This window comes from Streptomyces coeruleorubidus (assembly GCF_028885415.1).
In the GTDB taxonomy this organism is placed as follows: Bacteria; Actinomycetota; Actinomycetes; order Streptomycetales; family Streptomycetaceae; genus Streptomyces; species Streptomyces coeruleorubidus_A.
In genome coordinates, this window is sequence record NZ_CP118527.1 from 3,044,979 (window position 1) to 3,069,261 (window position 24,283).

General features: G+C 70.3%; 19 protein-coding genes and 1 pseudogene. 7 read left to right on the plus strand and 13 right to left on the minus strand.

Annotated elements, in window-relative coordinates; all coding sequences use genetic code 11:
• Positions 1-35 precede the first annotated feature (35 nt).
• From PV963_RS14150 to PV963_RS14170, 5 genes and pseudogenes are all read right to left on the minus strand, one after another.
• Positions 36-1,472 carry a family 43 glycosylhydrolase gene (locus PV963_RS14150; protein ID WP_274816035.1) on the minus strand — a complete coding sequence of 479 codons (1,437 nt, stop codon included), beginning with the start codon at positions 1,470-1,472 and terminating at the stop codon, positions 36-38.
• Entirely contained in the window at positions 1,454-2,434 is a 981-nt protein-coding gene (locus tag PV963_RS14155) for an arabinan endo-1,5-alpha-L-arabinosidase (RefSeq protein WP_274816036.1), read from the minus strand. Before PV963_RS14155 ends, PV963_RS14150 begins: the two co-directional genes overlap by 19 nt.
• 288 nt (positions 2,435-2,722) lie before the next feature.
• On the minus strand, positions 2,723-5,974 hold the full coding sequence (locus tag PV963_RS14160; protein ID WP_274816037.1) for an NACHT domain-containing protein: 3,252 nt from the start codon (positions 5,972-5,974) through the stop codon (positions 2,723-2,725).
• On the minus strand, positions 5,971-6,309 hold the full coding sequence (locus tag PV963_RS14165) for a trypco2 family protein (RefSeq protein ID WP_274816038.1): 339 nt from the start codon (positions 6,307-6,309) through the stop codon (positions 5,971-5,973). Before PV963_RS14165 ends, PV963_RS14160 begins: the two co-directional genes overlap by 4 nt.
• Before the next feature lie 195 nt (positions 6,310-6,504).
• A pseudogene (locus PV963_RS14170) lies at positions 6,505-7,099 on the minus strand (YciI family protein).
• Positions 7,100-7,163: 64 nt separating this feature from the next.
• Here PV963_RS14170 and PV963_RS14175 point away from each other — a divergent pair.
• Together PV963_RS14175 and PV963_RS14180 are read left to right on the plus strand one after the other, a co-directional pair.
• Entirely contained in the window at positions 7,164-7,943 is a 780-nt protein-coding gene (locus PV963_RS14175) for an alpha/beta fold hydrolase (protein ID WP_274816039.1), read from the plus strand.
• A gap of 132 nt (positions 7,944-8,075) precedes the next feature.
• Positions 8,076-8,465: a hypothetical protein gene (locus PV963_RS14180; RefSeq protein WP_274816040.1), complete on the plus strand. Its 390-nt coding sequence runs from the start codon at positions 8,076-8,078 to the stop codon at positions 8,463-8,465.
• Positions 8,466-8,518: 53 nt separating this feature from the next.
• Here PV963_RS14180 and PV963_RS14185 read toward each other — a convergent pair whose 3' ends face one another.
• On the minus strand, positions 8,519-9,169 hold the full coding sequence (locus PV963_RS14185) for a DUF4360 domain-containing protein (protein WP_274816041.1): 651 nt from the start codon (positions 9,167-9,169) through the stop codon (positions 8,519-8,521).
• 341 nt (positions 9,170-9,510) lie between these two features.
• A complete protein-coding gene (locus PV963_RS14190) occupies positions 9,511-9,969 on the minus strand; it encodes an RrF2 family transcriptional regulator (RefSeq protein ID WP_274816042.1) in 459 nt (152 codons plus the stop codon).
• A 92-nt stretch (positions 9,970-10,061) separates the two neighbouring features.
• Between PV963_RS14190 and PV963_RS14195 the strand changes: the two genes are divergently transcribed.
• Both PV963_RS14195 and PV963_RS14200 read left to right on the plus strand, forming a co-directional pair.
• Positions 10,062-13,040, plus strand: a complete 2,979-nt coding sequence (locus tag PV963_RS14195; protein WP_274816043.1) for a glycoside hydrolase family 35 protein — start codon at positions 10,062-10,064, stop codon at positions 13,038-13,040.
• Between the two features lie 173 nt (positions 13,041-13,213).
• Positions 13,214-14,260 (plus strand): hypothetical protein, encoded by a 1,047-nt coding sequence (locus PV963_RS14200; RefSeq protein WP_274816044.1) that lies wholly within the window; start codon positions 13,214-13,216, stop codon positions 14,258-14,260.
• 15 nt (positions 14,261-14,275) lie between these two features.
• On the opposite strand, the gene PV963_RS14205 is transcribed toward PV963_RS14200, so the two are convergent.
• The 4 genes from PV963_RS14205 to PV963_RS14220 form a co-directional block, all read right to left on the minus strand.
• Positions 14,276-15,790, minus strand: coding sequence for an alpha-N-arabinofuranosidase (locus PV963_RS14205; RefSeq protein WP_274816045.1), 1,515 nt, complete (start codon positions 15,788-15,790; stop codon positions 14,276-14,278).
• Positions 15,791-15,884: 94 nt separating this feature from the next.
• Positions 15,885-16,751 carry a carbohydrate ABC transporter permease gene (locus PV963_RS14210; RefSeq protein ID WP_274816046.1) on the minus strand — a complete coding sequence of 289 codons (867 nt, stop codon included), beginning with the start codon at positions 16,749-16,751 and terminating at the stop codon, positions 15,885-15,887.
• A complete protein-coding gene (locus PV963_RS14215) occupies positions 16,748-17,686 on the minus strand; it encodes a carbohydrate ABC transporter permease (protein ID WP_274816047.1) in 939 nt (312 codons plus the stop codon). Before PV963_RS14215 ends, PV963_RS14210 begins: the two co-directional genes overlap by 4 nt.
• Positions 17,683-19,041: an extracellular solute-binding protein gene (locus tag PV963_RS14220; protein ID WP_274816048.1), complete on the minus strand. Its 1,359-nt coding sequence runs from the start codon at positions 19,039-19,041 to the stop codon at positions 17,683-17,685. Before PV963_RS14220 ends, PV963_RS14215 begins: the two co-directional genes overlap by 4 nt.
• Positions 19,042-19,274: 233 nt before the next feature.
• Between PV963_RS14220 and PV963_RS14225 the strand changes: the two genes are divergently transcribed.
• The 3 genes from PV963_RS14225 to PV963_RS14235 are packed head-to-tail and all read left to right on the plus strand — an operon-like array spanning position 19,275 to position 22,506.
• A complete protein-coding gene (locus PV963_RS14225; protein WP_274816050.1) occupies positions 19,275-19,889 on the plus strand; it encodes a toxin-antitoxin system, toxin component family protein in 615 nt (204 codons plus the stop codon).
• Complete coding sequence (locus tag PV963_RS14230; protein ID WP_274816051.1) at positions 19,886-21,106, plus strand: MAB_1171c family putative transporter; 1,221 nt, start codon at positions 19,886-19,888, stop codon at positions 21,104-21,106. Before PV963_RS14225 ends, PV963_RS14230 begins: the two co-directional genes overlap by 4 nt.
• The gene (locus tag PV963_RS14235) at positions 21,103-22,506 is read left to right on the plus strand and encodes a pyridine nucleotide-disulfide oxidoreductase (RefSeq protein ID WP_274816052.1); all 1,404 of its coding nucleotides are present in this window, start codon (positions 21,103-21,105) and stop codon (positions 22,504-22,506) included. Before PV963_RS14230 ends, PV963_RS14235 begins: the two co-directional genes overlap by 4 nt.
• A gap of 122 nt (positions 22,507-22,628) precedes the next feature.
• Here PV963_RS14235 and PV963_RS14240 read toward each other — a convergent pair whose 3' ends face one another.
• Positions 22,629-23,483 (minus strand): SMP-30/gluconolactonase/LRE family protein, encoded by an 855-nt coding sequence (locus PV963_RS14240; protein ID WP_274816053.1) that lies wholly within the window; start codon positions 23,481-23,483, stop codon positions 22,629-22,631.
• Complete coding sequence (locus tag PV963_RS14245) at positions 23,480-24,253, minus strand: IclR family transcriptional regulator (protein ID WP_274816054.1); 774 nt, start codon at positions 24,251-24,253, stop codon at positions 23,480-23,482. Before PV963_RS14245 ends, PV963_RS14240 begins: the two co-directional genes overlap by 4 nt.
• Positions 24,254-24,283: the final 30 nt, after the last annotated feature.

Below are 24,283 nucleotides of genomic sequence, written 5' to 3' on the forward strand. Positions count from 1 at the left end.
GTCGCGCAGTTCCCCGCGCCCCTAGGGACGTCGGACTAAGCCGGGTTCAACCTCCACTGTTGGCAAGCGTTGTTGAGCCACGACCACTGGCGTACGTCCGCGCTGTCCGCCGTCGAGCAGTTCGCCACGTCGGCCACCTTGCCGGTGGCCTTGTTCACGATGCGGACGTAGCCGGCGTCCGTGGCGACGAACTGGAAGCGCTGGCAGGTGTTGTTCAGCCAGGACCATTGGCGCAGGTCGGCGCCGTCGGCAGTTGAGCAGTCGGCGGTGTCGAGGACCTTGCCGGTGGCGACGTTCACGAGCCTGTGGGTGTCGTCGCCCAGGTCCTCCAGGCGCCAGCGCTGGTTGGTCCCGCCGTTGCAGGTGTACTGCACGACGCCCGCGCCGTCGGCCGACGAGCTGCCGGCGACATCCAGGCACTTGCCGCTGTTGCGGTTGGAGACGGTGTAGGTCGTCGAGGCGGACGCCGGTTCGCCGGACGGCCCTGGCATGCTCGCCCCGAGCCGGACGGGTGTGCCGAAGTTCGGGGTGCCGTCGGAGTTCCAGGTGAACTTCTGGGCCCGGGTCGTGCGGCCGTTGTCGCAGCCCTCGGAGGCGGAGTCGTTGGCGTGGTAGACGATCCAGTTCTCGCGGCCGTCGGGTGAGGTGAAGAAGCCGTTGTGGCCGGGCCCGTACACCCCGTTTGCGTCACTGCGCTGGAAGACGGGCGTGGACTTCTTCGTCCAGGAGGAGGCGGACAGCGGGTTGGAGCCGGTCAGCTCCAGTTGCCCGAGTTTGTAGTCGGGCGTCCAGCAGCCGCTCGCGGAGTAGATCAGGAAGGTCCGGCCACCGCGCTGCAGCACCTCCGCGCCCTCGTTGACGGTGCCGCCCTGCCGTTCCCAGGCGTGCGTCGGCGTCGAGATCGTCGAGTAGGAGCCGCTGACGGTGTACGGGTTGGACATCGGCGCGATGACGAGGTTCTGCGTCCCGCCCGTGATCGCGCTGCCCAGCATGTACAGCCGGCCGCCCACGTTCATCAGGCTCGGGTCCAGCATCCAGGCGGAGTTGAGCTGCCCCTTGTAGGTGTAGGGGCCCATGGGGTCGGATCCGGCACTCTCCAGTACATGGCTGCGCTGCGTCGGGTTGTAGTCCGACACGTTCTGCCCGGCGACGTAGTACAGGTACCAGCGGCCGTTGACGAAGTGCAGCTCGGGTGCCCAGATGTTGCAGCACCGGGAAGCGGCGTCGCCCTTCCACACCTGGACGCTGGGCGCGGTGGAGAGCCCGGCGAGGGTGGCGGACTTGCGGATGGTGATGACGTCGGTCCAGCTGGTCGTCACCAGGTAGTAGTTGCCGTCGTGGTACGAGATCCAGGGGTCGGCGCCCTTGACGGACTTGACCGGGTTGGCGAACGAGGCGGCGCTCGCGGTGGGCTGGCCGAGACTGAGGGCGAGCAGCAGGACGGCCAGCAGGGTCAGTAGGCGACGGGCCATCCGCTGCTCCAGTTCAGGAGGTTGACGCCGAGCTTGGGCGTGCCGTTGTCGTTGCCGTCGTAGTAGTGGTAGACGATCAGGTCGCCGTCGGCGTCGTTCATGATCGACTGTCCGCCCGGGCCGATGATGCTGCCGTGCGACTCCAGGACGGGCGTGCCCCCGTTGTTCCTCATGTCGACGCCGTTCTTGTCGCGGTACGGCCCGGTGATGCTGGAGGCGCGACCGACCTTGACCTTGTACGTCGAACTGGTGCCGTTGCAGCAGGTGTCGTACGAGGCGAAGAGGTAGTAGTACCCGTTCCGCTTGACGATGAAGGGCGCCTCGACGGCCTTGGTGCCGGTGGGGCGGGAGGCGAGTGAGTAGCGGGTGGTGTTGGAGGAGAGCTGCTTCCCGGTGGCCGGGTTGATCTGGATCATCTTGATCCCGGTCCACCAACTGCCGAAGGACAGCCACCACTTGCCGTCGTCGTTCACGAAGAGGTTCGGGTCGATGGCGTTGAAGTCGCTGGAGGAGTTCGACGTGTAGACCGTGCCCTGATCGGTCCAGCTGCCCGGCCGGCCGGTGCTGGAGGTCGCGAGGCCGATGGCGGACGTGTTCGAGCCGAACTTCGAGACGGAGTAGTACATCAGGTACTTGCCGCCGTGGTACGAGATGTCCGGCGCCCAGGCCTCGGGGACGGAGGAGTAGTTCCGCCACCAGCTCGGCCTGCTGGAGAAGGCGTCACCGCCGTTCCGGAAGGCCGTGCGGTCACCGGACGTCTTGCTGGCGATGCCGCCGCCGGTGGCGTAGAGCAGGTACTGGCCGGACGAGGTGCGGATCATCGACGGGTCGTGGGTGACGATGTCGCCGGTGACCCGGCCGGGGTTGGGGTACGCGGACGCCGCACTCGGCATCAGGGCCAGCAGTGCGGCGGCGGGGAGGGCGAGCAGGGCGGTTCTCTTGCGCAGGATGGAGCGGCTCATACGGTCCTCCTTGCGGTGGGGGTGACAGCTGATCGACATTTCGAACAGCGATCGCAAGTTCGAACGGACCGTAGAATCGAACGTCTTGCGCGTCAATGGTTCGCGCAGCAACAACTGTGACCGGCAGGGGAGATCCGTTGAACATCCGTCCCGGTGGCTATCGGGCACGCGAAGCAACGGCGCGTCCTGGCGGTGCTGTTGTACGAGGCCGGCCGCGTCGTCTCGGCGGAGCGGCTGATCGACCACAGCGGGCCGTTCCCCCAGCGCCGGGGGGAGCTTCCTCGCCGGTCAGTTTCGCTGGCTCGTCGGCGCGATGCGGAGTCGGTCACCGAAGATCTCCGCTCCCTCGATGGCGCTCTTGTCCGGCACATCACCCCAGAGGTCGAGACGCAAGTCGGGCAGGCCGTGAAGTCCCCTCAGATCGAGGGCGGCACCGACTGCCACCAGCCCCAGTGCCAGCCTTCTCAGGTTGGGGAAGACGCGGACCAGTTGCCCGATATGCGTGAGGCTGTGCAGGCCGGTGACCATCAGTCGCTCGATGCGAGGGAGCGGGTCCGTGGACTGCAGTTCGTGAAGTGAGTCGATCCCCAGTCCGATCCGGGTCAGCTGAGGCGCGTGGCGCACGGCCTCAAGAAGCCGGTACGGGCTGCTGACGTGCCCCTCGACCGACATCGCCCGCAGGTTCGGCCATTCCTCCAGGCGGTAGGCGAACCGTTCGATGCTTTCGGCTCCCACCTCCAAGTGCCGCACGCCCGGATGCGGCCGGACGAGGCCCCCCGTGAGGGCTCCGGTCAGCCTGAGCGCCGTCAAGGGGAGGTCCGGCAGCCCGGAGTAATCCCGGAGGGATGGGCATTCCTCCAATTCGAGGCGCCTCAGATCCACTCGGCTTTGAAGGAATTCCAGGCTCTCGATCACCTCGTTGTCCCGGATCACGAGCGATTCGAGGCGCCGCACCGGGAGGTGGGCGTCCAAGTCCGCTGATGAGCACGCGCCCCTCAGCACAAGCCTGGTGACGGATCCCAGACGAGACAGTCGTACGAGTTGCGCATGCTCGTCGACCAGCAGATCGGGCAGGTGGGCCCCGTCCAGGACTTCGCTGACGTACTCCTCCAGTTGGTGGAAGGTCCAGGCCCTCGCGACCTCGCTGCGGACGAGGGGATCCGGGTGCGACGCGCACTGCCTCAGCTTCTGGCGCGCCTTCGCGCTGCGTACCCGGGCGAGCAGGCGCACCGTGTTCAGGGCCACGCGGTCGCGCAGCTGCTCCGCGTCCGGCAGCAGCCCCACGACCCAGTCGCCCAGACCCGCGAGTTCCTCGATCTCCTCGCGGTCCCGTGGCGGCATGAGGGCGTCCACCCGGTTCTTCACCATCTCCATCAAGCCGGCGTTCAGCGATTGGACGTTGATCGCGCACCGCGCCGCCAGTACGTGGAGACGATGCCGGTCCCTACGGTGCTCGGCGGCGTCCCCGAGGCCCAGCAGAGTGCTGATGAGATGGCGGGCGTCCGGACGTGCCGCATGCCCCGCCGCCAGCTCGATCACGTCCTGCCAGGCTTCGCTGTGGGCATGCTCGTGAAGTTCCGGCAGGTAGCCGCTCTCGTGGAACTCCTTGGCCGCCAGGAAGTCCTGGAACGTACGGTGGATGAACTGGATCGCTTCTTCCGTCCGTTCCTGGAGGAGTCCGCTTCGATCGAGCAGGAAGCGCAGGATCCCCTCGGGCGATCCCTGCTCCTGGATGTGCGGCATGTCCCGCACCGCCTGGTCCAGTTGGTGGACGGCCTGCGCATACGTCATCTGCTGCTGCCCGGTCCGCACCAGCCAGATGGCCAGACGCTGGAGCAGCGCGTGCTGCTCGTCGGAGTCGAGTCGGACGTGATCGGCGTTGAGGACGCCCCGACCCGCGTCCCGGCCACCGAGGAGCATGGCGAGAGCGGCCCGGTAGAGCTGCCAGCGGGTGGTGGGCAGCAGACCGCGGCGGCGCCGGTGCAGGGCGCAGATCACCGCACACAGCAGCGGGGTGCGGGCGAGGTCGCGCAGCGCGGTGTTGCGCTCCAGCTGATGCACCAGGTCCTCTTCCAGCGAGGTGAGGAGTTCGCGTTCCTCGCTGCCGCCTCGACCGGCGTAGAGGTGGTCGTATTCGAGGCGGGCGGCGTTGTGCCAGGCGTGCACGAAGGCGCGGATGTCGTCGTCGCTCATGGGCAGGAGGGTCAGCTCGTCGAAGCCGTCGCCGCTGAGCCACTGCTTGTCGACGGCGTTGGGACGCACGGTCGCCAGGCACCGCGTGCCGGGGTAGCGGTCGAGGAGGGCACACAGCCACCGTCGGGCCTCCTCCCGCTCCGGCGCCGGGACCTCGTCCAGACCGTCCACCAAGAGAAAACCGCGCCGCGCCTCCAGCACCCGGCGGGCCCAGCCGTCGGGCTGACCGTCCGTGATGACCCGTCCGGCGGAGAGGAGCTCCGACACCACGGGGAAGCGTCCACCGCGGGCGTGCACCTCGCGCAGCGGGACGACGAAGGGGATGAGGCCGTTGAGTTCGGCGAGTTCGTCGCTCAGGGTGCCGCTCGCTGCATGGGCGGCGAGCCACCACACGAGGGTCGTCTTGCCGGCACCCGCTTCGCCGCGCAGCAGGGCGCGAGGCCGGTTGGTCAGCAGGGTCTCGATGCGCTGGGCGCTGCTCGGCGCCAGTGTGTAATACCGGGAGTCCAGGAGCGAGTCGAAGAAGTCGTCCCTCGAGTAAGCGTGCGCGGCGGCCTCGGCTCTCAGGCTCAGATAGGCGGTGTCAAGGTCCCAACGCGATTCGCTGCGCCCCAGTTCCTCGATGCCGAAGATCTCCGTCTTGCGGTACTGGCAGCTCAGGTCCTGCGCGTATCGGGCCTCGAAGTGCTCGTCCTGGGGGTGGACTTCGGTGATCTCCTCCAGCCAGGTGCGCGGGAACGCCAGCCCGTGTCGTTCGATGACGTCCGTCATCGGCACTGCTTCGATCCTGAGGTGGTGACGGCCCTGAGGCACCTGGGTCACCACGCCGATCAACGCGGGGCCGGCGAAGACCGGAGCACCCGACAGTCCCCGCAGGGGTGTGAGGCCGTCTCCCCGCTCCTCGGCTGCCGGCTGATCGAGTTCGCAGGTGAGGAGCCCCCTCATCCGTCCGGCCATCGGCAGCACGCTCACGCGGTACTGGTCGCACTCCAGGTCCTCACCGTGCTCTCCGTAGCGCTGGATCTGCGGGAAACCCACGATGTCGCAGTGTGACAGCGGGACATGGGTGCCGACTCGGCCCAGCCTGAGGCGGCCCAGGGGTGCGGCGAGCTCGGCGCTGATCACGTCCGTCTGCGCGGCCAGCACCGCCACGTCGAGTGTCGTGTCCGCCCAGCCGAGCCGGCAGTGCACCGGCTCACCCGACGAGGGATGGATCACCGAGAGCGACTCGGTGGACTCCACCACGTGCCACGCCGTGAGCACGTTCCGCCGGTTGAGCAGCACGCCGCTCCCCTGCCCGTTGCCCCACACCACGACAGCCCTGTTCAGGGCCTTGCCCCCGATCACCGCCCGTCATCACCTCCGCCGAACCTCCCGATGCTCCCCCGGCTCTCGTTCCGCACCTTCCACGGCTGCCCGGTACGGGAGTTCAGCGCCTTGAGGGTGACCGCCACTCGGTGGGTGCGGGCGCTGCTGACACCGCCGTCCGTCCCGGCCTCCACCACCCACGCCTTCACCTTCATGCCGCCCCTGCCCTCCTTGCGCAGCTCGACGCTGAACTCCAGCTCGATGTCGCCCACTTCGAAGGTCAGATCATGTCCGGACGAGCGGCCCGCCGCAGATATCAGCTCGTCCCGTACCGCCTGTACAGCATCGGCCAGTTCGATCCGGTGGTCGGTCATGTACCCAACGCTATGGAGGCATCGGCGCCTGCCGCCACCGGTTCACTGAAGCGGGCTGACTGCCAGAGAACACGCCGGAAGGAAATCCCCGCCAGGAACGCCACACCGGCCAGCTCTCCAACGAGACGATCACGACGAGGATCACGTCGCTGCCCCAGTACGCGGTCAACACGGTGCGGCCCGACTCACCGGCCTTCAGTCGATGGCCAGCGACCCGGGCTGCTCGTCATCCCCCCCCCCCCCCCCGAACTCCCACGCATGCACCTCGACGTCGGCATACCGCCCTCGCGTCAGAACACCGCACACCGTCTCCCCGTCCGGGCCCGGACCAGCGCTGCCGTGCCCAGCCAGACGGAGCCGTCGTCGGACAGCAGGGGACCGTAGGCGATCCGGTCGTCCGAGTCGGGCGGTGTGTCGATGCCGGCCGCCGGGTCCGGGCCCAGCCCGGGGACGAGGTAGCGGTTGCCGGCCGTCGGGCCGCCGGGGAAGTCCCACATGGTGCGGCCCAGCAGGTTGCGCCAGCGCCGCAGCAGCACGTCCCGGTACACACCGGCCTGGTGGTTGGGCTCGTCGAAGGCGAACGCGCGAGCCGCGGCGGCATCCGGCAGGTCGACGATGCGCACGCTGCCGGTGGGCGTTTCCCCGTCACCGCCGAAGGCGGGTCCACGGGCGATCAACTCCGCGGCGTAATGGTCCATATAGGCCCAGTTAGGCACCAGTGCGCTTCCCCCAGCCCCTCACGCAAGGGCAGGGAGCCGGGTCGATCGCGGTGATAACAGAAGAACTCCATGGCGGATCCATCACGGGTAGCTACTCTCGTCTCTCCCGTCATCATGACCGCAGGAGAGCAGACAGTGCGCAGTGTCGCCGTAACGCCCGGTGGTGATCAGATCCGCTGGGTCGAACTGCCGGGGCAGGAACCGCCGCGCGTCTACGTGCACGGGCTGGGCGCCACATCGCCCGCCTACTTCACCCGAGTCGCGGTCGATCCCCGGCTGGCCGGACGCCGTTCACTGCTGATCGACCTCCTGGGCCACGGCATCAGCGACCGCCCGACAGGCTTCGACTACACACTGGAGTCCCACGCCGACGCGCTCGCCGGTGCCCTGAGCTCCGCGGGCGTCTCGGGCGCCGAGCTGATCGCCCACAGCATGGGCGGCTCGGTCGCGATCGTCCTGGCCGCCCGCCACCCCCACCTGGTCTCCCGGCTGGTGCTCATCGACGCCAACCTGGACCCGATCCCGCGCAGGCCGGGCGCGCCGGGCAGCAGCGGCATCGCCGCCTACTCGGAGCAGGAGTTCCTGGCGGACGGATGGGAGGAGGTCCGCGACCGGGCCGGCACCCACTGGTGGTCCACCATGCGTCTGGCCGGCCGCGAGGCCCTCCACCGCAGCGCGTACCACCTCACCCGCGGCACGACCCCCACCATGCGCGAACTCCTCCTGGACCTGAAGATCCCCCGCACCTTCCTGTTCCCCGAGGCGGACGGCCCGCTCCCGGGCACAGACGCCCTCACCGAGGCGGGGGTGTCGGTCGTCCCCATCCCCGACTGCGGCCACAACGTCATGCTGGACAACCCGGAAGCTTTCGCAAAGGCCACCGCGGCGGCACTCACGCCGCAGGCCCCGAACTGACCACTCCGCCGGCCACGCCCGCAGAGCCTGGGATCCCGCGCCTGCGAGACCGCCGCATCACGAAGATCTCGGCAGTGGCCCCACGCACCTGTGCCGGGGCCCATCCGCCTGCGAAGAGCGAGGATTCCCGCCATGCGGTACGTACGATTCGTCAAAGGCGCCGTCACCGTCGCCGTCTCCACCGCGGCCTGCCACTCCCTCATGTACGCCGGCTTCGCGGGGGCACGCGAAAGCGCGGTGGCGAGCGAAGACGATGTGTGGGCCGGCGCCTTCGAGTTCCTGCTCACCACGGCCGCTTCATGGATTCTCATGCCCCTTCTGCTGTGGGCCGGCATGCGGGTGATGAGGGAGACCGGCAACACCGTGCTGGTGGCCGTCGGTGGGTTCGTCTGGCTGGGGTTGTCCGGGTACTTCACCGACGACATCGACCGCGCGGGCGGGCACTTACCGGTCCTGGCCCTCACCGCATACGTGCTTCTCGGTACGGCGCTGGCCGGGGCCGACACAGGCCACCGCAGCTGAGGCTCCCGGAGCCCAGGGTGGCCCGCCAGGCCGGCCGGCCACCCCTCGTCCCGTCAGGACTCCGGGCACTCCTTCCACGCCATGTGGTACACCGTGCTGATGTCCCCGTCCGTCGAGTCCATCGTCATGAAGCTGACCTTGTCGGCCGACTGCGTACCGGCGTTGACCCGGAGTTCGGTGTTGATGTTGAAGTTGCGCTGGACTCCGCAGGGTGCGTAGACCAGTTGGGCCCAGTCCGTCTCGTCGGTGGCCTGCCAGTTGTCGTTGTACGGGCCGCTGAAGGGGTGGTTCCTGGACACCGTGCTGGGCGAGCCCTGGAAGTAGTACGAGGCTCGCTGGGAGCCGCTCGCGCCGCGCTGGAGTGAGGCGAAGCCCCGGTAGTCGGCGCTGGCGATGGCGTACGTGAATCCCTGAGGCACGTGGACGATCAGGCTGAGCTGGCAGTTTCTGCGGAACGCGGTCGGGTCGGAGCCTCCGCCGGCCTGAGCGAGGTAGTCGCTGTAGGTGACCGTGAACGCCGTGTTGTCCTCGGAGACGGCGACCGCTGCCGTGCCCTGCGGACAGCCCGAGCCGTTCACCGTGGCGACCTTGATGACGATCTTGTCCGGGGGCGGGTCGACGAACCCGGAGGACGGGGATTGTGCGGGGAGTGCGCTGGTGAGGAGCGCGGCGATCGCGCCGCTCAGAAGCAGGCCACCGGCCATGGTTCTCCCATCCGTTCGTGGGGGGTGGAGCATGGAGTAGGCATGAGCATGTCAAGACGACAGCGCATGCACGCCCGGCCTGTGACCATTCCATGGAGGAGCTGTGAAGGCCGGGAGCGGTCGCATCGTACGCAGGGCGGAAGGGGTCGGCCAGGGCGGTCTCCGGCCATTCACAATGGCGGGATCACACCAGGAGAAGGGGCGCGGGGCCTCGTCCACGCGGGCCCCGTCGACACCAGCAGTACCCGCGGACGCATAAGGTGCGTTGCCAGTGCGTCAGACCAGAACACCCCGAGGACGCGATGAGGATCACCCACCGGCTCCCCCGCGGACGCGGCCCGTCACGGGTTCTCCCAGGCCGCCGGTTCCGCCGCCAGCCGCTCCACCGGCTCGGGCAGCGCGCCGGCCGCGAGGTCGGCGATCGTCACGCCCTCCAGGATCCTGCGCACATTGGCCCGCAGGGCGATCCACAGCGGCAGCAACGGCTCGGCGGTGCCCGTGTAGGCGAGGCCGGTCGGGCGCTCGCCGCGCACCGAGACGATCGGTCCGTCCACGGCCCGGATCACGTCCGCGACCGTGATCTGAGCGGCCTGCCGGGCCAGCCGGTAACCGCCGCTCCCGCCGCGCCGGCTGTCGACGACACCGCCGCGCCGCAGATCGCCGAGGATCCCTTCCAGGAACTTGTGGGGAATGTCCTGCGCGGTGGCGACGGCCTCCGCCTTGACCGGTCCTTCGCCCTGCCGGACGGCCAGCTCCACGACCGCTCGTACCGCGTAGTCCGCACGTGCCGAGATCCTCATACGGCCATTGTCGCGGTCGGCCTGTGGACAATGAGGCACCAGCACCACGTAAGCACCACGTATGGCACGGCAGCACAACAGGAGGCGCTCCCTTGGAGCTCAGCAGGCGTACCTTCCACGCTCTCGCCGGCACGGCCGCGCTCGGCTTCGCGCTGACCGGCAGCGGGTCGCCGACCTCCGCCAACACGGCACGGAGCGTGCCCACGGGCCCGCCGCCACCGGTGCCGAGCGCGGACGGCCGGCGGCACGAGGTCGGCTTCGACCGGTACTCGCTGCTGGTCGACGGCCGCCGCCTGGTGCTCTGGTCGGGCGAGCTGCACCCCTTCCGGCTGCCGAGCCCGTCCCTGTGGCGGGACATGCTGGAGAAGATGCGTGCGCACGGCTACAACGCCGTCAGCGTGTACGTCGCCTGGAACTACCACTCCGCCGCTCCCGGCCGGTACGACTTCACCGGTGTGCGCGACCTGGACCTGTTCCTGCGCATGGCCGCCGAGACCGGTCTGTACGTGATCCTGCGGCCCGGCCCGTACATCAACGCGGAGGTCGACGCCGGCGGCTTCCCCGGCTGGCTGACCGCGACCGAGGGCACGGCCCGGACCTCCGACCCGACGTATCTGCGGTACGTCGACGAGTGGCTGTCGGCCGTCAACGCCATCGTCGCGAAGCGCCTCTTCACCCGGGGCACGGGCACGGTCCTGCTGTACCAGATCGAGAACGAGTACGACGCGCACGTCGACGAACCGACCGGGCGCGCCTACATGTCGTACCTGTACGAGAAGGTCCGCGCCGACGGCATCGACGTGCCGCTGTTCCACAACGACAAGGGGCGCAACGGGTACTGGGCGCCCGGGTCGTTCGGCACCGGCGGTGAGAAGGGGCGCTGGCTGTACGGGTTCGACGGGTATCCGGAGCCGGACCAGGTGCCGCCCGACTGGGGGCACTTCGGGACCGGCGGGGCGAAGGGCGGGGCCACGGCCAGTCCGCGCACGCCCGGGTTCGTGCCCGAGTTCGGCGGGGGCTGGTTCGACCCGTGGGGCGGGTCCTGGTTCGACGGCAAGGGGTACGCCGAGTCGCGCCGGACCCGGGACGCGGCGTACGAGCGGCGCTTCTACCTCACCAACCTCGCCAACGGCATCACGCTGCACAACGTCTACATGACGTACGGCGGCACCTCCTGGGGCTGGCTGCCCGCGCCGGTCGTCTACACGTCGTACGACTACGGCGCGGCCTTCGACGAGGCCCGCAACGCCACCCCGAAGCTCGCCCCGATGCACCAGATCGGGCAGTTGCTGCGGCACGTGCCCGACCTCGCCAAGCTGAACCGGGCGAAGGCCGTACGGGCCGCCGACGAGCGGATCAAGGTCTACCACCTGGCCAACCCCGACACCGGCGCCCACTTCTACGTCCTGCGCAACGACTCCGACGAGGCGGTCACCTCGACGCTGCCGGACGCCGGGATCGACGTGCCGGTCACGGTTCCGGCGCGGGACGCCAAGCTGATCGCCGCCGGGCTGAAGCTCGGGAAGCGGACGCTGGTGCACGCCACCGTGCAGCCCATGCTGAGCCTGACCGCCGGGCGCCAGGAGATCGCGGTGTTCGCGGGCCGGCGGGGCGATCTGGCGCAGGTCGTACTGGACTGCGCGGACGAGCCGACGCCCATGCGGCTGGACGCGGAGCCCGCGTGGTCCTGGAACCTCGGCAAGCTCAACGTCACCGCGCCGCTCGGCGCCGGCGGGCTGAGCCGGGTGCGGGTCGAGGGCGACGGTGTGGACACGCCGATGCTGCTGCTGTTCGCCGACGACGCGACGGCCCTGCGGCTGTGGCCGTACGAGACGCCGTCCGGCCCGCTCCTCGTCTACGGCCCGGCGCTGCTGCGCTCGGCCACCCTGCGCGGCTCCACGGCCCACCTCACCGGCGACACCACCGGCGAGACCGGCCTGGAGGTGTGGGGGCCGCCCGGGATCACCCATGTCACATGGAACGGGCGTCCGGTGCCCACCCGGATCAGCGCCTCCGGCAGTCTGCTGGCGTTGCGGCCGCTGCCCGGCGTGCCCCGGCCGGCCCTGCCAGCCCTCGACGGCTGGCGGCGGCGGACCGAGAACCCGGAGGCCGAGCCCGGCTTCGACGACTCCGGCTGGACGGCGGCCGACAAGAAGACGTCGTTCAGCACGACGCCCGTGCCCGACGGGCGGCCCGTCCTGTTCGCCGACGACTACGGCTTCCACTACGGCGACGTCTGGTACCGGGGCGAGTGGACCGGCGAGGGCGGCGTCGAGGCCGTGTCCCTCGCCTACAGCACGGGCACGCAGGGCCTGCTGATGGCCTGGCTGGACGGCGAGCCGCTGGGCACGCACCGGATGCCGGTGCCGGACAAGGACCGGGCGCGGCAGGGCACTTGGACGGCCGAGGCCGGCTTCGCCCTGCCGGAGGAACTGCGGAAGCGGTTCCGTGAGGACCGTCGCGAAAGTGGTGAGCGGCATGTCCTGTCCGTGCTCGTCCGGCGGATGCAGCACGACATGGACGGCAAGGCGCTCGACACCCACAAGGCCGCGCGCGGACTGACCGCCGTCACCTTCGAGGGCGCCTCCCCGAAGGTGCGCTGGCGGATCCAGGGCGCGTCGACGCCCGACCCCGTGCGCGGGCCGATGAACAACGGCGGGCTGTACGGGGAGCGCGAGGGCTGGCATCTCCCGGAGTACGACGACGGGGACTGGAAGGACGCCGAACTGCCGCGTGCCGAGCGGCGGCAGGGCGTCACCTGGTACCGGACGGACTTCCGGCTGGACGTCGACCCGGGCGTCGACGCCTCCGTCGGACTCGTCCTCGACGACGACCCGAAGCGGGCCTACCGCGTCCAGATCTTCCTCAACGGCTGGAACATGGGCCAGTACATCAACGACGTAGGGCCGCAGCACACGTTCGTGCTGCCGAACGGGATCCTGCGCACACGTGGTGCCAACACACTTGCGTTGGCGGTGTTGTCGGACGGGACCACACCGTCGGGGCCGGGGGACGTGCGCCTGACGCTGCTGGGCGCCGCCGCCGGAGGGGTGCCGGTCAAACCGGTGTGACCGGACAGCCGGTGTGACCGGATCGAGCCGTCCCCGTGCATTGCCTTCTCCGGCAGGCTGGGCCACCGTGTTGGCCTTTCAGGGCTGCCGACAGGGAGGGGAACCTCGTGCGAAGACGGCGTTTCATCGGTGGATTAGGCGGATTGGTCGGGGCCGGGCTCGGGCTCGCCTCGATGCGGGGCGGAACGGCCTGGGCGGCTCCCGGTCTCCTGGGTGAGGCCCGCGAGTGGCAGGCCGTCCCCTCCCCGCAGGCCGCCCCGGCCGCGCAGTTGCTCGACGTGGCGGCAGCGGGTCCGGACCTCGCCTGGGCCGTGGGCGAGGAGGGCCGCATCGGCCATGGCCAGGGGACGGCGCTGGCGCTGGTGTGGGACGGCACGGTCTGGAAGCGCACCGGGCCCGGCGCCGGCTTCGGGGGCCATCTGGGCTCCGTCGCCGCCGCGTCCGACGGCCGCGCCTGGGCCGTCGGCACCGACACCTCCGGCACCGCCCGGCTGCTCGCCTGGGACGGACCGACGTGGCGGGAGGCCGAATTCCCCGGGCGCGGGGCGCCCGGCACGTCCCTCGCCGCCGTCACGACCGGACCCCGGGGGCACGTCTGGGTCTCCGGCCGGAACAGCGACGGCTCGGTGCTGTTGCACGGCCACCGGGGCAAGTGGACCTGGCTGGAGGCGCCCCCGGCCACGACCACCATCCCGCCCTACGGCATCCACCGCGCGCCCTGCGGCGACGTCTGGGTCTACGGCAGTGAGCTGGTCGCCCGCTGGGACGGAGCGGCCTGGACCGTGCTGCCGGCGCCCGGCGGTGTCCGTGCCGGCTTCACCGGGCTGCTTCCGGCCGCCCGCGACGACATCTGGATGACCGGCTACGACTACGGCATCGGCGGCCCGCCCGGCAAGCCCCCCGGCGTCCGACTGCTGCACGGGGACGGCACCGGCTGGGAGTACGTCACGGCACCGTTCGGCGTGGGAGTGCTGACCGGCATCGTGGGCGACGCGCAGGGCCGCCCCGACCGCATCGCGGGCTGGGACTTCTGGGACCAGACCCGGGCCCACTACCTGCGGTGGGACGGCACGGCCTGGGTGAGCGAGCGGGGGCCGCTGGCCACGACCCCCGTCGTCATGAACGCCCTCGCGACGGTGCCGGGCTCGGACGGCTACTGGGCGGTCGGCACGACGTCGCCCCCGCCGTCCTCGACCGCCCAGCCGCGCATCGAACGCTGACCGGTCCGCGGGCCGTTACGCCAGCCGGATCACGTTCCAGGACAGCGGCTCCAGGACGGTGCTCAGCGTGCCGTCCTGGAGAGCCGTGCCGTCGGCCGGGTGCGGGGCGACCCGCTCGGGGTCGTCGAGGGTGTTGCGGGCGTCGGGGTCGGCGTCCGCGAGGACGCTGTGCTCGACGACCCGGGTGAGGTCGAGGCCGTTCAGGGCTACGTCGAGCGGGAGGGCCTCGGTGCGGCTGCGGTTCACCGCGAAGACCGTGACCGTGCCGTCCTCGGCGCGTACGGCGGTGGCGTGCAGCAGGTCCGTCTCACCGAACTTCTTCGTCTCGTACGTCGGTGAGTCCACGCGGACGTCGAGGACCTGGCCGCGGCCGTACTTGCTCGCCTGCGCGAACGGGAAGAACGTGGTCTGCCGCCAGGCCGGGCCGCCCGGCTCGGTCATGATCGGCGCGATGACGTTGACGAGCTGGGCGAGGCAGGCGACCGTGACGCGGTCGGCGTGCCGGAGCAGGGCGATGAGCAGCGAGCCGAAGACGACGGCGTCGGTGACGCTGTAGTTGTCCTCCAGGAGGCGGGGGGCCTCGGGCCAGTCGTCCTGCTCGAAGGTCTTCGCGTGCGATTCCCACTCGGGCAGGTACCAGACGTTCCACTCGTCGAAGGAGAGGTTGATCCGCTTCTTCGACTTGAGCTTCGCGCCCACGTGGTCGGCGGTGGCGACGACGTTGTCGATGAAGGACTCCATGTCGACGGCGGAGGCCAGGAAGGAGTCGATGTCGCCGTTCTCGGGCCAGTAGTAGGCGTGCAGGGAGATGTAGTCGACGAGGTCGTACGTCTCCTTGAGGACGGTCGCCTCCCACTCGGCGAACGTCGGCATGGACTGGCTGGAGGAACCGCAGGCGACGAGTTCGACGCCGGGGTCCATCTGGCGCATGGCCCGGGCCGTCTCGGCGGCGACCCGGCCGTACTCCTCGGCGGTCTTGTGGCCGGTCTGCCAGGGGCCGTCCATCTCGTTGCCGAGGCACCACAGTTTGATGCCGAAGGGGTCCTTGTCGCCGTGGGCGGCGCGGAGGTCCGACAGGGCGGTGCCCTCGGTGTGGTTGGCGTACTCCTGGAGTTCGAGGGCTTCGGCGACGCCTCGGGTGCCGAGGTTGACGGCCATCATGGGTTCGGCCTGGGGGCCGATCTTGCGGAGGAAGTCGATGTACTCGGAAAGGCCGAAGCGGTTTGACTCCGTCGAGTGCCAGGCGAGGTCGAGGCGGCGGGGGCGTTCTTCGGCCGGGCCGACCGAGTCCTCCCACTTGTAGCCGGAGACGAAGTTTCCGCCGGGGTAGCGAACTGCGGTGACGCCGAGTTCGCGGACGAGGTTCAGGACGTCCTGGCGGAGGCCCTTGTCGTCGGCTGTGGGGTGGTCGGGTTCGAAGACGCCGGTGTAGACGCAGCGGCCGAGGTGTTCCACGAAGCTGCCGAAGAGGCGGGGGTTTACTTCGCCGACTGTGAAAGCGGGGTCGAGGGTGAAGCGGGCCTTTTGCATTTTCGCCTTTCGGGGTGGGTGGTTCTGTCCAGTGGCGGCTGCGGGTTGTGGGGGTTGTTCGCGCAGGTCCCCGCGCCCCTGAAAAACATGGGCGTTATTGCCCGGCCAAGCCCGTATGGGCCACGCCCGCCACTATCTGCCTCTGGAAGAAGACGAAGACGATGATCAGGGGCAGGCCCGCCATCAGGCCGCCGGCCATGAGCTGGGCCCACTGGATGCCGTAGGAGTTCATGACGGTCGCGATGCCGTTCGGCATGGTCATCAGGTCGGGGTTGTTGGTCACCATGTACGGCCAGAGGAAGTTGTTCCACGAGGCGATGAACGTGAAGATGCCGACCGCGGCGAGGGAGGGGCGGGAGAGCGGGAGGACGATGGTGAAGAAGACGCGCCAGCGGCCCGCGCCGTCGATGAAGGCGGCCTCCTCCAGTTCGCGCGGGATGCCCTGGAAGAACTTGTAGAGGATGTAGACCATCGCGGCGGGTGCGCACTGCGGCAGGATCATGCCCCAGTAGGTGTCGACCATGCCCATCTGCTGGACGGTGGTGAACAGCGGCACGCCGAGTACGGCGGGCGAGATCATCAGGCCTGCCATGACCAGGCCCATCAGGGGCTTCTTGCCGCGGAACTCGGTGCGGGCGAAGCCGTATCCGGCGAGGGAGCTGACCAGCAGGACGACGGCCGTGACGCAGACGGAGACGACGACGGAGTTCACGAACCAGTTGGTGATGTTGCCGGTTTCGAAGATGGCCTTCCAGGCCTGGGTGGTCCAGTCCTTGGGCAGCCAGTGCGTCGGCACCGCGACGGCCTCGGTCTCGGACTTGAGGGAGGTGAACAGGGCCCAGGCGAGCGGCGCCATGAACACCACGGAGACGGCGACGCCGAGCAGGGTGAGGACGATCTGACTGGGGGTCCAGGGCTTGCGGGCCTTCGGGTCCCTGACGCGGATCTGCGTGGCGGTCATCGCACGCCCTCCTCACGCTTGCGCAGCAGCCACATCCGCGCGACGGCGACGGACGCGATGATCACGAAGAAGATGATGGAGATCGCGGAGGCGTAGCCCACGCGGTAGCTGGTGAAGCCCTCTTCGAGGGCGTACTGGACGATGGTGCGGGTCGATTCCTCGGGGCCCGGAGTGAAGTCCATCATCACGACGGCCTGGTCGAAGACCTGGAGCGAGGCGAGGATCTGGAGGGCGACGACGAGGCCGGTGATGTTGCGCAGCATCGGCAGGGTGATGTGGACCATGCGGTGCCAGGCGTTCGCGCCGTCCAGCTTGGCGGCCTCGTAGAGGTGGTCGGGGATGCCCTGGAGCGCGGCGAGGTAGAGCAGGAAGCTGAAGCCGACCGTCCACCAGAGCGTGCAGATGACCACCGCGAGCATCGCGTAGGACTTGTCGGACAGCCACGGCGTCTCGAGGCCGAAGACGTGGTTGATCATTCCGGTGCCGGGGTTGAACAGCCACTGCCACAGGTTGGCGGCCACGGTCGACGGCAGCAGGAACGGGGCGAAGAAGCACAGCCGCCACAGCCACTTGCCGCGCTCGATGTGGTGGGCGAGCATCGCGAGGAAGAAGGCGAGGACCGTGATGCAGGGCACGACCAGGAGCGTGAAGTAGGCGCTGTGGCCCAGCGTGTCCCACATCAGCGGGTCCTTGAGGGCCTCGCGGTAGTTGTCGAGGCCGACGAAGCTCGTGCCCTCGCCCGAGATGTTGGCGTTGGTGAAGCTGAGGTAGGCGCCGCGCAGCAGCGGCCAGATCACGAAGAGCGCGAACAGGGTGAGGAACGGGGCGACGAACCAGCCGCCGTGCTGGAAGCCCTGCTTGCGGCGGACGGTGGCGGTGCCGGCGGCGGTCTTCGCGCGTGCCGGTGCGAAGACGGTCTGAGCGCTGGTGGTCATGCGACCGCACCTCCCTGCGCGGCGGTCTCGCCGTCCATGGGGTTCTTCGACGCGAGCAGCCTGGTGAGCTCGCTCTTCATCCGGCGGGCGGCGGTGTCCGGCTTGGCGGAGCCCATCGTGGAGGAGACGACGACGGGGCCGACGCGCTGGGCGAGGATGCCGGTGGAGCCGGCGAACCACACCTTCGGTTCGGTGGCCTGGTGGTCCATGGCCGAGACGTACTCGTTCTGCGGGCTCATCTTCTTGTACGCGTCCGTGGACAGCACCGGCCGGTAGGCGGGGATGTGGCCGCCGAGCGCCCACTGCTGGGCGTGCCTGATGATGTAGGCGGCGAGTTGGTGGGCTCCCTCGTTGGCGGGGCCGCCGCGGTCGGACTGGTGCGGCAGGACGAAGGCGTGCGACTCGGCGTGGGTGGCGGGCTTGCCGAAGACGGGCGGCAGCGGGGTCGCGCCGTAGTCGATCTTCGCGGTGTCGTAGACCGGCACCGACCAGTTGCCCTCCCAGACGAAGGGGGAGCCGTTGACGAACTGTTCGGCGCTCGCGGGGCCCCCGAACCTCGGGAGGGCGTACCCCTCGGTGATGTGCCGGCGCAGGAACTCCAGGACCTGGGTGGCCTTGTCGGTGTCGAAGGTGACCTCGGTGTCGGCGTCGTTGAACCAGGTGCCGCCGAGCTGGGTGTAGAAGGCTACGAAGAACCACCACTGGAAGTTCTGGTCGCTGTTCCATATGCCGATGGTCTGGAGGCCCCTCTTGGTGGCCTTCTTGGCCTCCCTGAGCACGTCGAACCACTCGTCGGTCGACGTCACGGGCACCATCCGGCCGTCGTCGCCGAGCAGCCCCGCCTTCTTCAGCACGTCCTTGCGGTAGAAGCAGAGCTGGACGTGGCTGTCGAGCGGGACGGCGTAGAGCTTGCCGTCGATGACGCCGCGGTTCCACAGCTGGGGGTTGAAGTCCTGCTTTCGTACGCCGTACTTGGCGAGCAGGTCGACGTCCCAGGCGTCCAGGAGACGGCCGGGCGAGAACCCGGTCACCCGGCCCATGTGCATGACGCCGAGGTCGGGGGCGCGGTTGCCCGCGGCCGCCATGGCGAGCTTGGTGTAGAAGGGGCTGCCCCACTGGAGGGTGGAGTCCTTCACCGCGATGTCCGGATGGTCCTTACGGAAGGAGTTCAGCATCGCGATCATGTTGTAGCCGTCGCCGCCGCTGAAGAGGTTCCAGTACCGCACGCGCGTGTCGGCGTCCGAGGCGAGTGCGTCGGCTCCGGTGCCGAGCGCGGCGAAGCCGAAGCTGCTCGCGACGGAGATCCCGCCGAGCCCTGCGAGAAGCTGCCTGCGATTCAGGCCAGGTCGTCCCATTCCCTGCCCTTACTGTTCGATATCGCGAATAGTGCTCGTAACTTCGAACGGGACCGTAAGTTCGAAGCGCTCGCGCGTCAATGGATCGGACAGGAAGTTCGGGCAGGACTTTTGGGCGAGTTCGGTCGTTCCCTGTTGAACTACGGACATCCGATCGCATGACGCGAACACTTTCGGGCGCGTAGTCTCGGACGCGCGGCCAAGCCGTCGGCCGGCGGTGAGAAGGGGGAGCGATGGACATCGCGGGCGCGCGGATGAAGGCGGCCCGAGTCACCGCCGCGCTCAGGCGGTCCAGGAGGGGCTCCGCCATGCGCGGCCTGGCCGCCGATCTCGCCGCCGCGGTCCGGGCGAGGGAGCAAGTACCGGCCGACGTACGGTCGTTGTGCCGGGCGCTGTGCGAGGAGATGAGCGCGCGGCGGGGCGGGCGTCCCGTCGAGCTGCGCTTCGAGCGGTTCCCCGACGAGATCGAAGTGACCGGACTGTGCGTGGAGTTCCAGGACTTCGACCTGGTCATCGTCGAGGAGCGGGCCGAGGCGGTGCAGCAGCTGGTCATCCTCGGGCATGAGTTGTGGCATCTGCACGCGGGGCACGACCACCACCATGCCGCCGGTACGGCGGCGGCCCGGGCCCTGGACCGCGAGCCCGGATGGAAGTCCGTGGCGCTGACCGTGGCGGCCCGGGACGGCTCGCGCGAGCGGGACGAGGCGGCGGCCGACGAGTTCGGGCACCGGCTGGCGGCCGTGTTCCGCGCCTTCGCGGACGGCGCCGTCCCGGACGATCCGGATGCCGCGCTCGATCCGGTGCGGCGGTCGATGGGCTACCGCGGACGCGGAGGCGGCATGCGATGACCCACGCACGGGACGTCCTGGACGGCTACTCCGTCTCCTTCTGGCTGCCGATCGGGGCGCTGACCATCGCCCTGGTCATCAAGCTGCCCAGCCTGGTGAGGATGTGGCGGGACCCGATGCTGCGGGCCGTCGGCGGGCTGCTGCTGTTCGCCTGTGCCGTGTTCGTCTTCGCGACCCCGTCGGTCATCGGCTGGACCAACCGCGTCACCGGCGTGCCGAACATCGCGGCACCCCTGGTGTACTCGCTGCTCACCGCGCTGTGCGCGTCCTGGCTGCTGCTGATCGTCGCCTGGCGCAACGGCCTGTCCGACCGCTCGGCCTCGACGCGCCGCGCCGCCCGGTGGGTCGTCTTCGCCTACGCGGGTGTGGTCGTCGCCCTGTGGGTGCTGTTCTGGCTCGCGGACGTCCCCGTCGAACGCCGCCGGGACCTGGACACGTACTACGCCACCACGCCCTTCATGCGCGAGGAGATCCTGCTCTACCTGCTCGCGCACACCGTGGCCTGCTCGGTCACGGCCCGGCTGATCTGGAACTGGGTCCGCACCGACGGCCTCGACGCCTGGCTGCGCTGGGGCCTGCGCTTCCTGGGCGTCGGCTACGCGACGAACCTGCTCTTCGACGTCGCCAAACTCACCGCCGTCATCGCCCGGTTGACGGGGCACGACCTGGACTGGCTGAGCACCTACCTGGCACCCTCGGCCGCCTGCCTGTCGGCCACCATGGTCGCGATCGGCTTCATCATCCCGCACGGCGGCCAGTACCTGCACGAGCGCTGGCGCATCCGGCTCGCCCACTGGCAGCTGCGCCCCCTGTACCTGCTGCTGCGGACCGTGAACGGCGGCGGTGCCCCCTTCACCCCGCGCGCCACCGGCGAACTGCGCCTGATCCGCCGCGAGACGTACATCCGCGACGTGCTCCTCCAGCTCTCCCGGCACCTCGACGAAGACCTGCGGGAGCGCTCCTACGACGCCGCCCTGGGCCTCGGGTTCGAGCCCGGCCGGGCCAAGGCCCTGGCCGCCGCCGTCACGATCCTGGACGCCGTCGCCGCGCGGGAGCGGGCCCCGCAGACCGACAGCGCCGCCTCCCCGTCCGGCCCCGACACCGCCTACCTGCTCCAGGAGATCCAGGCCGTGGCCCTGGCCCTGCGTCACCGCGACCACATCGAGGCGGTACGCTCACGCGCGGCCGCCCCCGGGAGAGAGAACGCCCGCGCATGACTGACCGTCCCACCCCCGCCAGAACCGCCGTCGTCCTGGGGGGATCCCACTCCGGCATGCTCGCGGCCCGCGCCCTGGCCGACGTCGCCGACCGGGTCGTCGTCGTGGAGCGCGACACGCTGCCCGCCTCCCCCGGCCCCCGCAAGGGACTGCCGCAGGCCCGGCACGCGCACATGCTCTGGTCGGGCGGTGCGCGGGCCATGGAGGAACTGCTGCCGGGGATCACCGGGGTGCTCGAGGCGGCCGGGGCGAACCGGCTGCCGGTCACGACGGACATCGTCGCCCTCGGGACGCGCGGCTGGTTCCGGCGCTGGGCCGAGTCCCACCACGTGATCCTCGCCGGCCGGGACCTGCTGGACGCGACGGTCCGCGCCCGGGTCCGGGCCGACCGGCGGATCGAGGTCGTCGAGCGGGCCGAGGCGGTGGGCCTGACCGGCACGGACGCGGCCGTCACGGGCGTGCGGATCCGGCCCCACGCCGGCCCCGAGCGGACCCTCGCCGCAGACCTGGTCGTCGACGCCTCGGGCCGCGGCTCCCAGGCCGCCCGGTGGCTGACCGCCCTCGGCCTGCCCCTGGCGGAGCGACGCGAGGTCGACGCGGGCCTGGCGTACGCCAGCCGCCTCTACCTCGCCCCCGCCGCGGCCCGCGACGGCTTCCCCATCGTCAACGTCCAGCCCGACCGGCGCGAGGGCGGGCCCGGCCGGGCGGGCTTCCTGCTGCCCATCGAGGAAGGCCGCTGGATCGTCACCCTGTGCGGCACCCGGGGCGGCCGGCCGTCCCCGGCGAACGACGACTTCGTCCGCTTCGCCCGCGAGGAACTGCGGCACCCCGTCATCGGCGAGCTGCTCGAACGGGCCGATCCGCTGTCCGACGTGGCGTTCACCCGCACCACCGTCAACCGCCGGCACTTCTACGAGCGGATGCCGGTGTGGCCCCGGAACTTCGCCGTCCTCGGCGACGCCCTCGCCGCGTTCAATCCGATCTACGGGCACGGCCTGGCCGTCGCCGCGCAGAGTGCCCTGCTCCTGCGGGACACGGTACGGCGGCACGGCTGGGATGCTCCCGGGCTGTCCCGGCTGATCCAGAAGGCGGTGTCCCGCCCGGTCGGCGCGGCCTGGGACCTGGCGATAGGGCAGGACGTCTTCTACACGGGCGCGACGGAGCAGGGCCCCACACTGCGGGACCGGCTCGTGACCGCGTACGTCGACCGGCTGATGTACACGGCGACGGGCAACGGCCGCATCGCCCGCCGGGTGACGGACGTGACGTCGCTGGAACGGGGGGCGGGGGTGTTGCTGACGCCTTCGGTGATGGTGGCGGCGGCGGTGGGGCCGTTGCGACCGGCGTTGAGCGGGCCACCGCTGACGGCTGAGGAACGGAAGGCCGCCGGACTGGCCTAGCTGCGGGCAGTCGTGCCTCCCCCAGTGCCTTAAGGCCTGGGAGGTCCCCCAGGCGGCACCCGTCCCACTGAGAGCGGCACCCCGCCAGCGCGGGTGAGCGATCCCACCCCCACCAGCGGAGCTCAGCCTGCAAACGCGGGTTGCGCCACGCCCTTCCCCGCCTCCGGCACCACGAACACCGACCCCGCCAACGCCGGCGGCTCCGTCAGCCCCGTCCGAGCCGTCGTGATGTACAGATCACTCAACCCGGCCCCACCGAACGCACACGCCGTAACCAGCGGCACCGGCAACTCGATCACCCGATCCAGCCGCCCCTCCGGCGTATACCTGCGCACCGCCGCCCCCTGCCACAGCGCCACCCACACACATCCGTCGGCGTCCACGGCCAGCCCGTCGGGAAACCCCGCGCCGTCCTCGATCTCGGCGAGGGTCCGCCGCCCGGACAGCCGCCCGTCCGCGTAGTCGAAGACGTCGACCCGCCGGGTCGGAGAGTCGATGTAGTACATGAGCCGACCGTCGGGACTCCATCCCGTGCCGTTGCTCACCGCCACGTCGTCGAGGACCACCTCGACCGAGCCGTCACCGGTGATCCGGGACAGCGTGCCGCCCCCGGGCGCCTCGTCGTAGCGCATGGTGCCGGCCCACAGCGAGCCGTCCGGCGCGACGGCGGCGTCGTTGGCGCGGCGGCCGGGCACGGGCTCGCGGTGCAGCCAGCGGAAGCCACTGCCGGAGGGGTCGAGGAGGCCGACCCCGTCGCGCAGGTTCAGCACCAGTCCCCCGCCGGCGCGCGGCTTGACGGCACCCACGTGCTGTTCCGTCCGGCGGACGGTGCGGCGCCCGGTGGCCGGGTCGTAGGTGTGCACCCGGCAGCCGAGGATGTCGATCCAGAGGAGCCGGCCGGCCGCCGCGTCCCAGGTCGGCCCCTCGCCGAGCTCGGCCTCGGCCCGTACGGCGACCTCGTACGGCGTCGTCGTCATGCCAGGCTCCGGTGGCCGAGGTGCTCGGAGAGCTCGGCGGCGCCCTTCGCGGCGAGCTGCTCCAGCTCGGCGCGGCGCTCCTCGCTCCAGCGGATCATGGGCACGGAGATCGACAGTGCGGCGACGACCTGGCCGGTGCGGTCGCGGACCGGTGCGGCCACGCAGCTCACGTCCGGGTTGGACTCGCGGTTCTCGACCGCGACGCCCCGCTCACGGATCTCGGCCAGGGTCTCGCGCAGGGCGGCCGGGTCGGTGATGCTGTTGGGGGTCATCGCGACCAGCTCGGCGCCGTCGGGGATCCGCGCGGCGAGCTCGTGGTCGGGAAGGGAGGCCAGCAGCATCTTGCCGACGGACGTGCAGTGGGCGGGCAGCCTGCGCCCGGCCGCCGACACCATCCGCACGGCGTGCGTGGAGTCGACCTTGGCGATGTAGATGACGTCCGTGTCCTCGAGGATCGCCACGTGCACCGTCTCGTCGCAGGTCTCGGCGACGGACCGGGCGACCAGCTGCCCTTCGGCGGCGAGGTCGAGCTGCTCGGCGTAGCGGGCGCCGAGCTGGTACGGGCGTACGCCGAGCCGGTAGCGTCCGGGCTGGCCGGGCACGGGGACGATGTACTTCCGGGCGGCGAGCGTGGTCACCAGCTCGTGCACGGTCGTGCGCGGCAGCTGGAGCTTGCGCACGATGTCGGGGGCGGAGAGCGTCCCGTCCCCGTCGAGAAAGAGCTCGAGAATGTCGAGAGCCCGGGTCACGGCTGGTACGAGGCGTCCCACGACCGGCCCCCTCCCTATATGTCTCAGGCG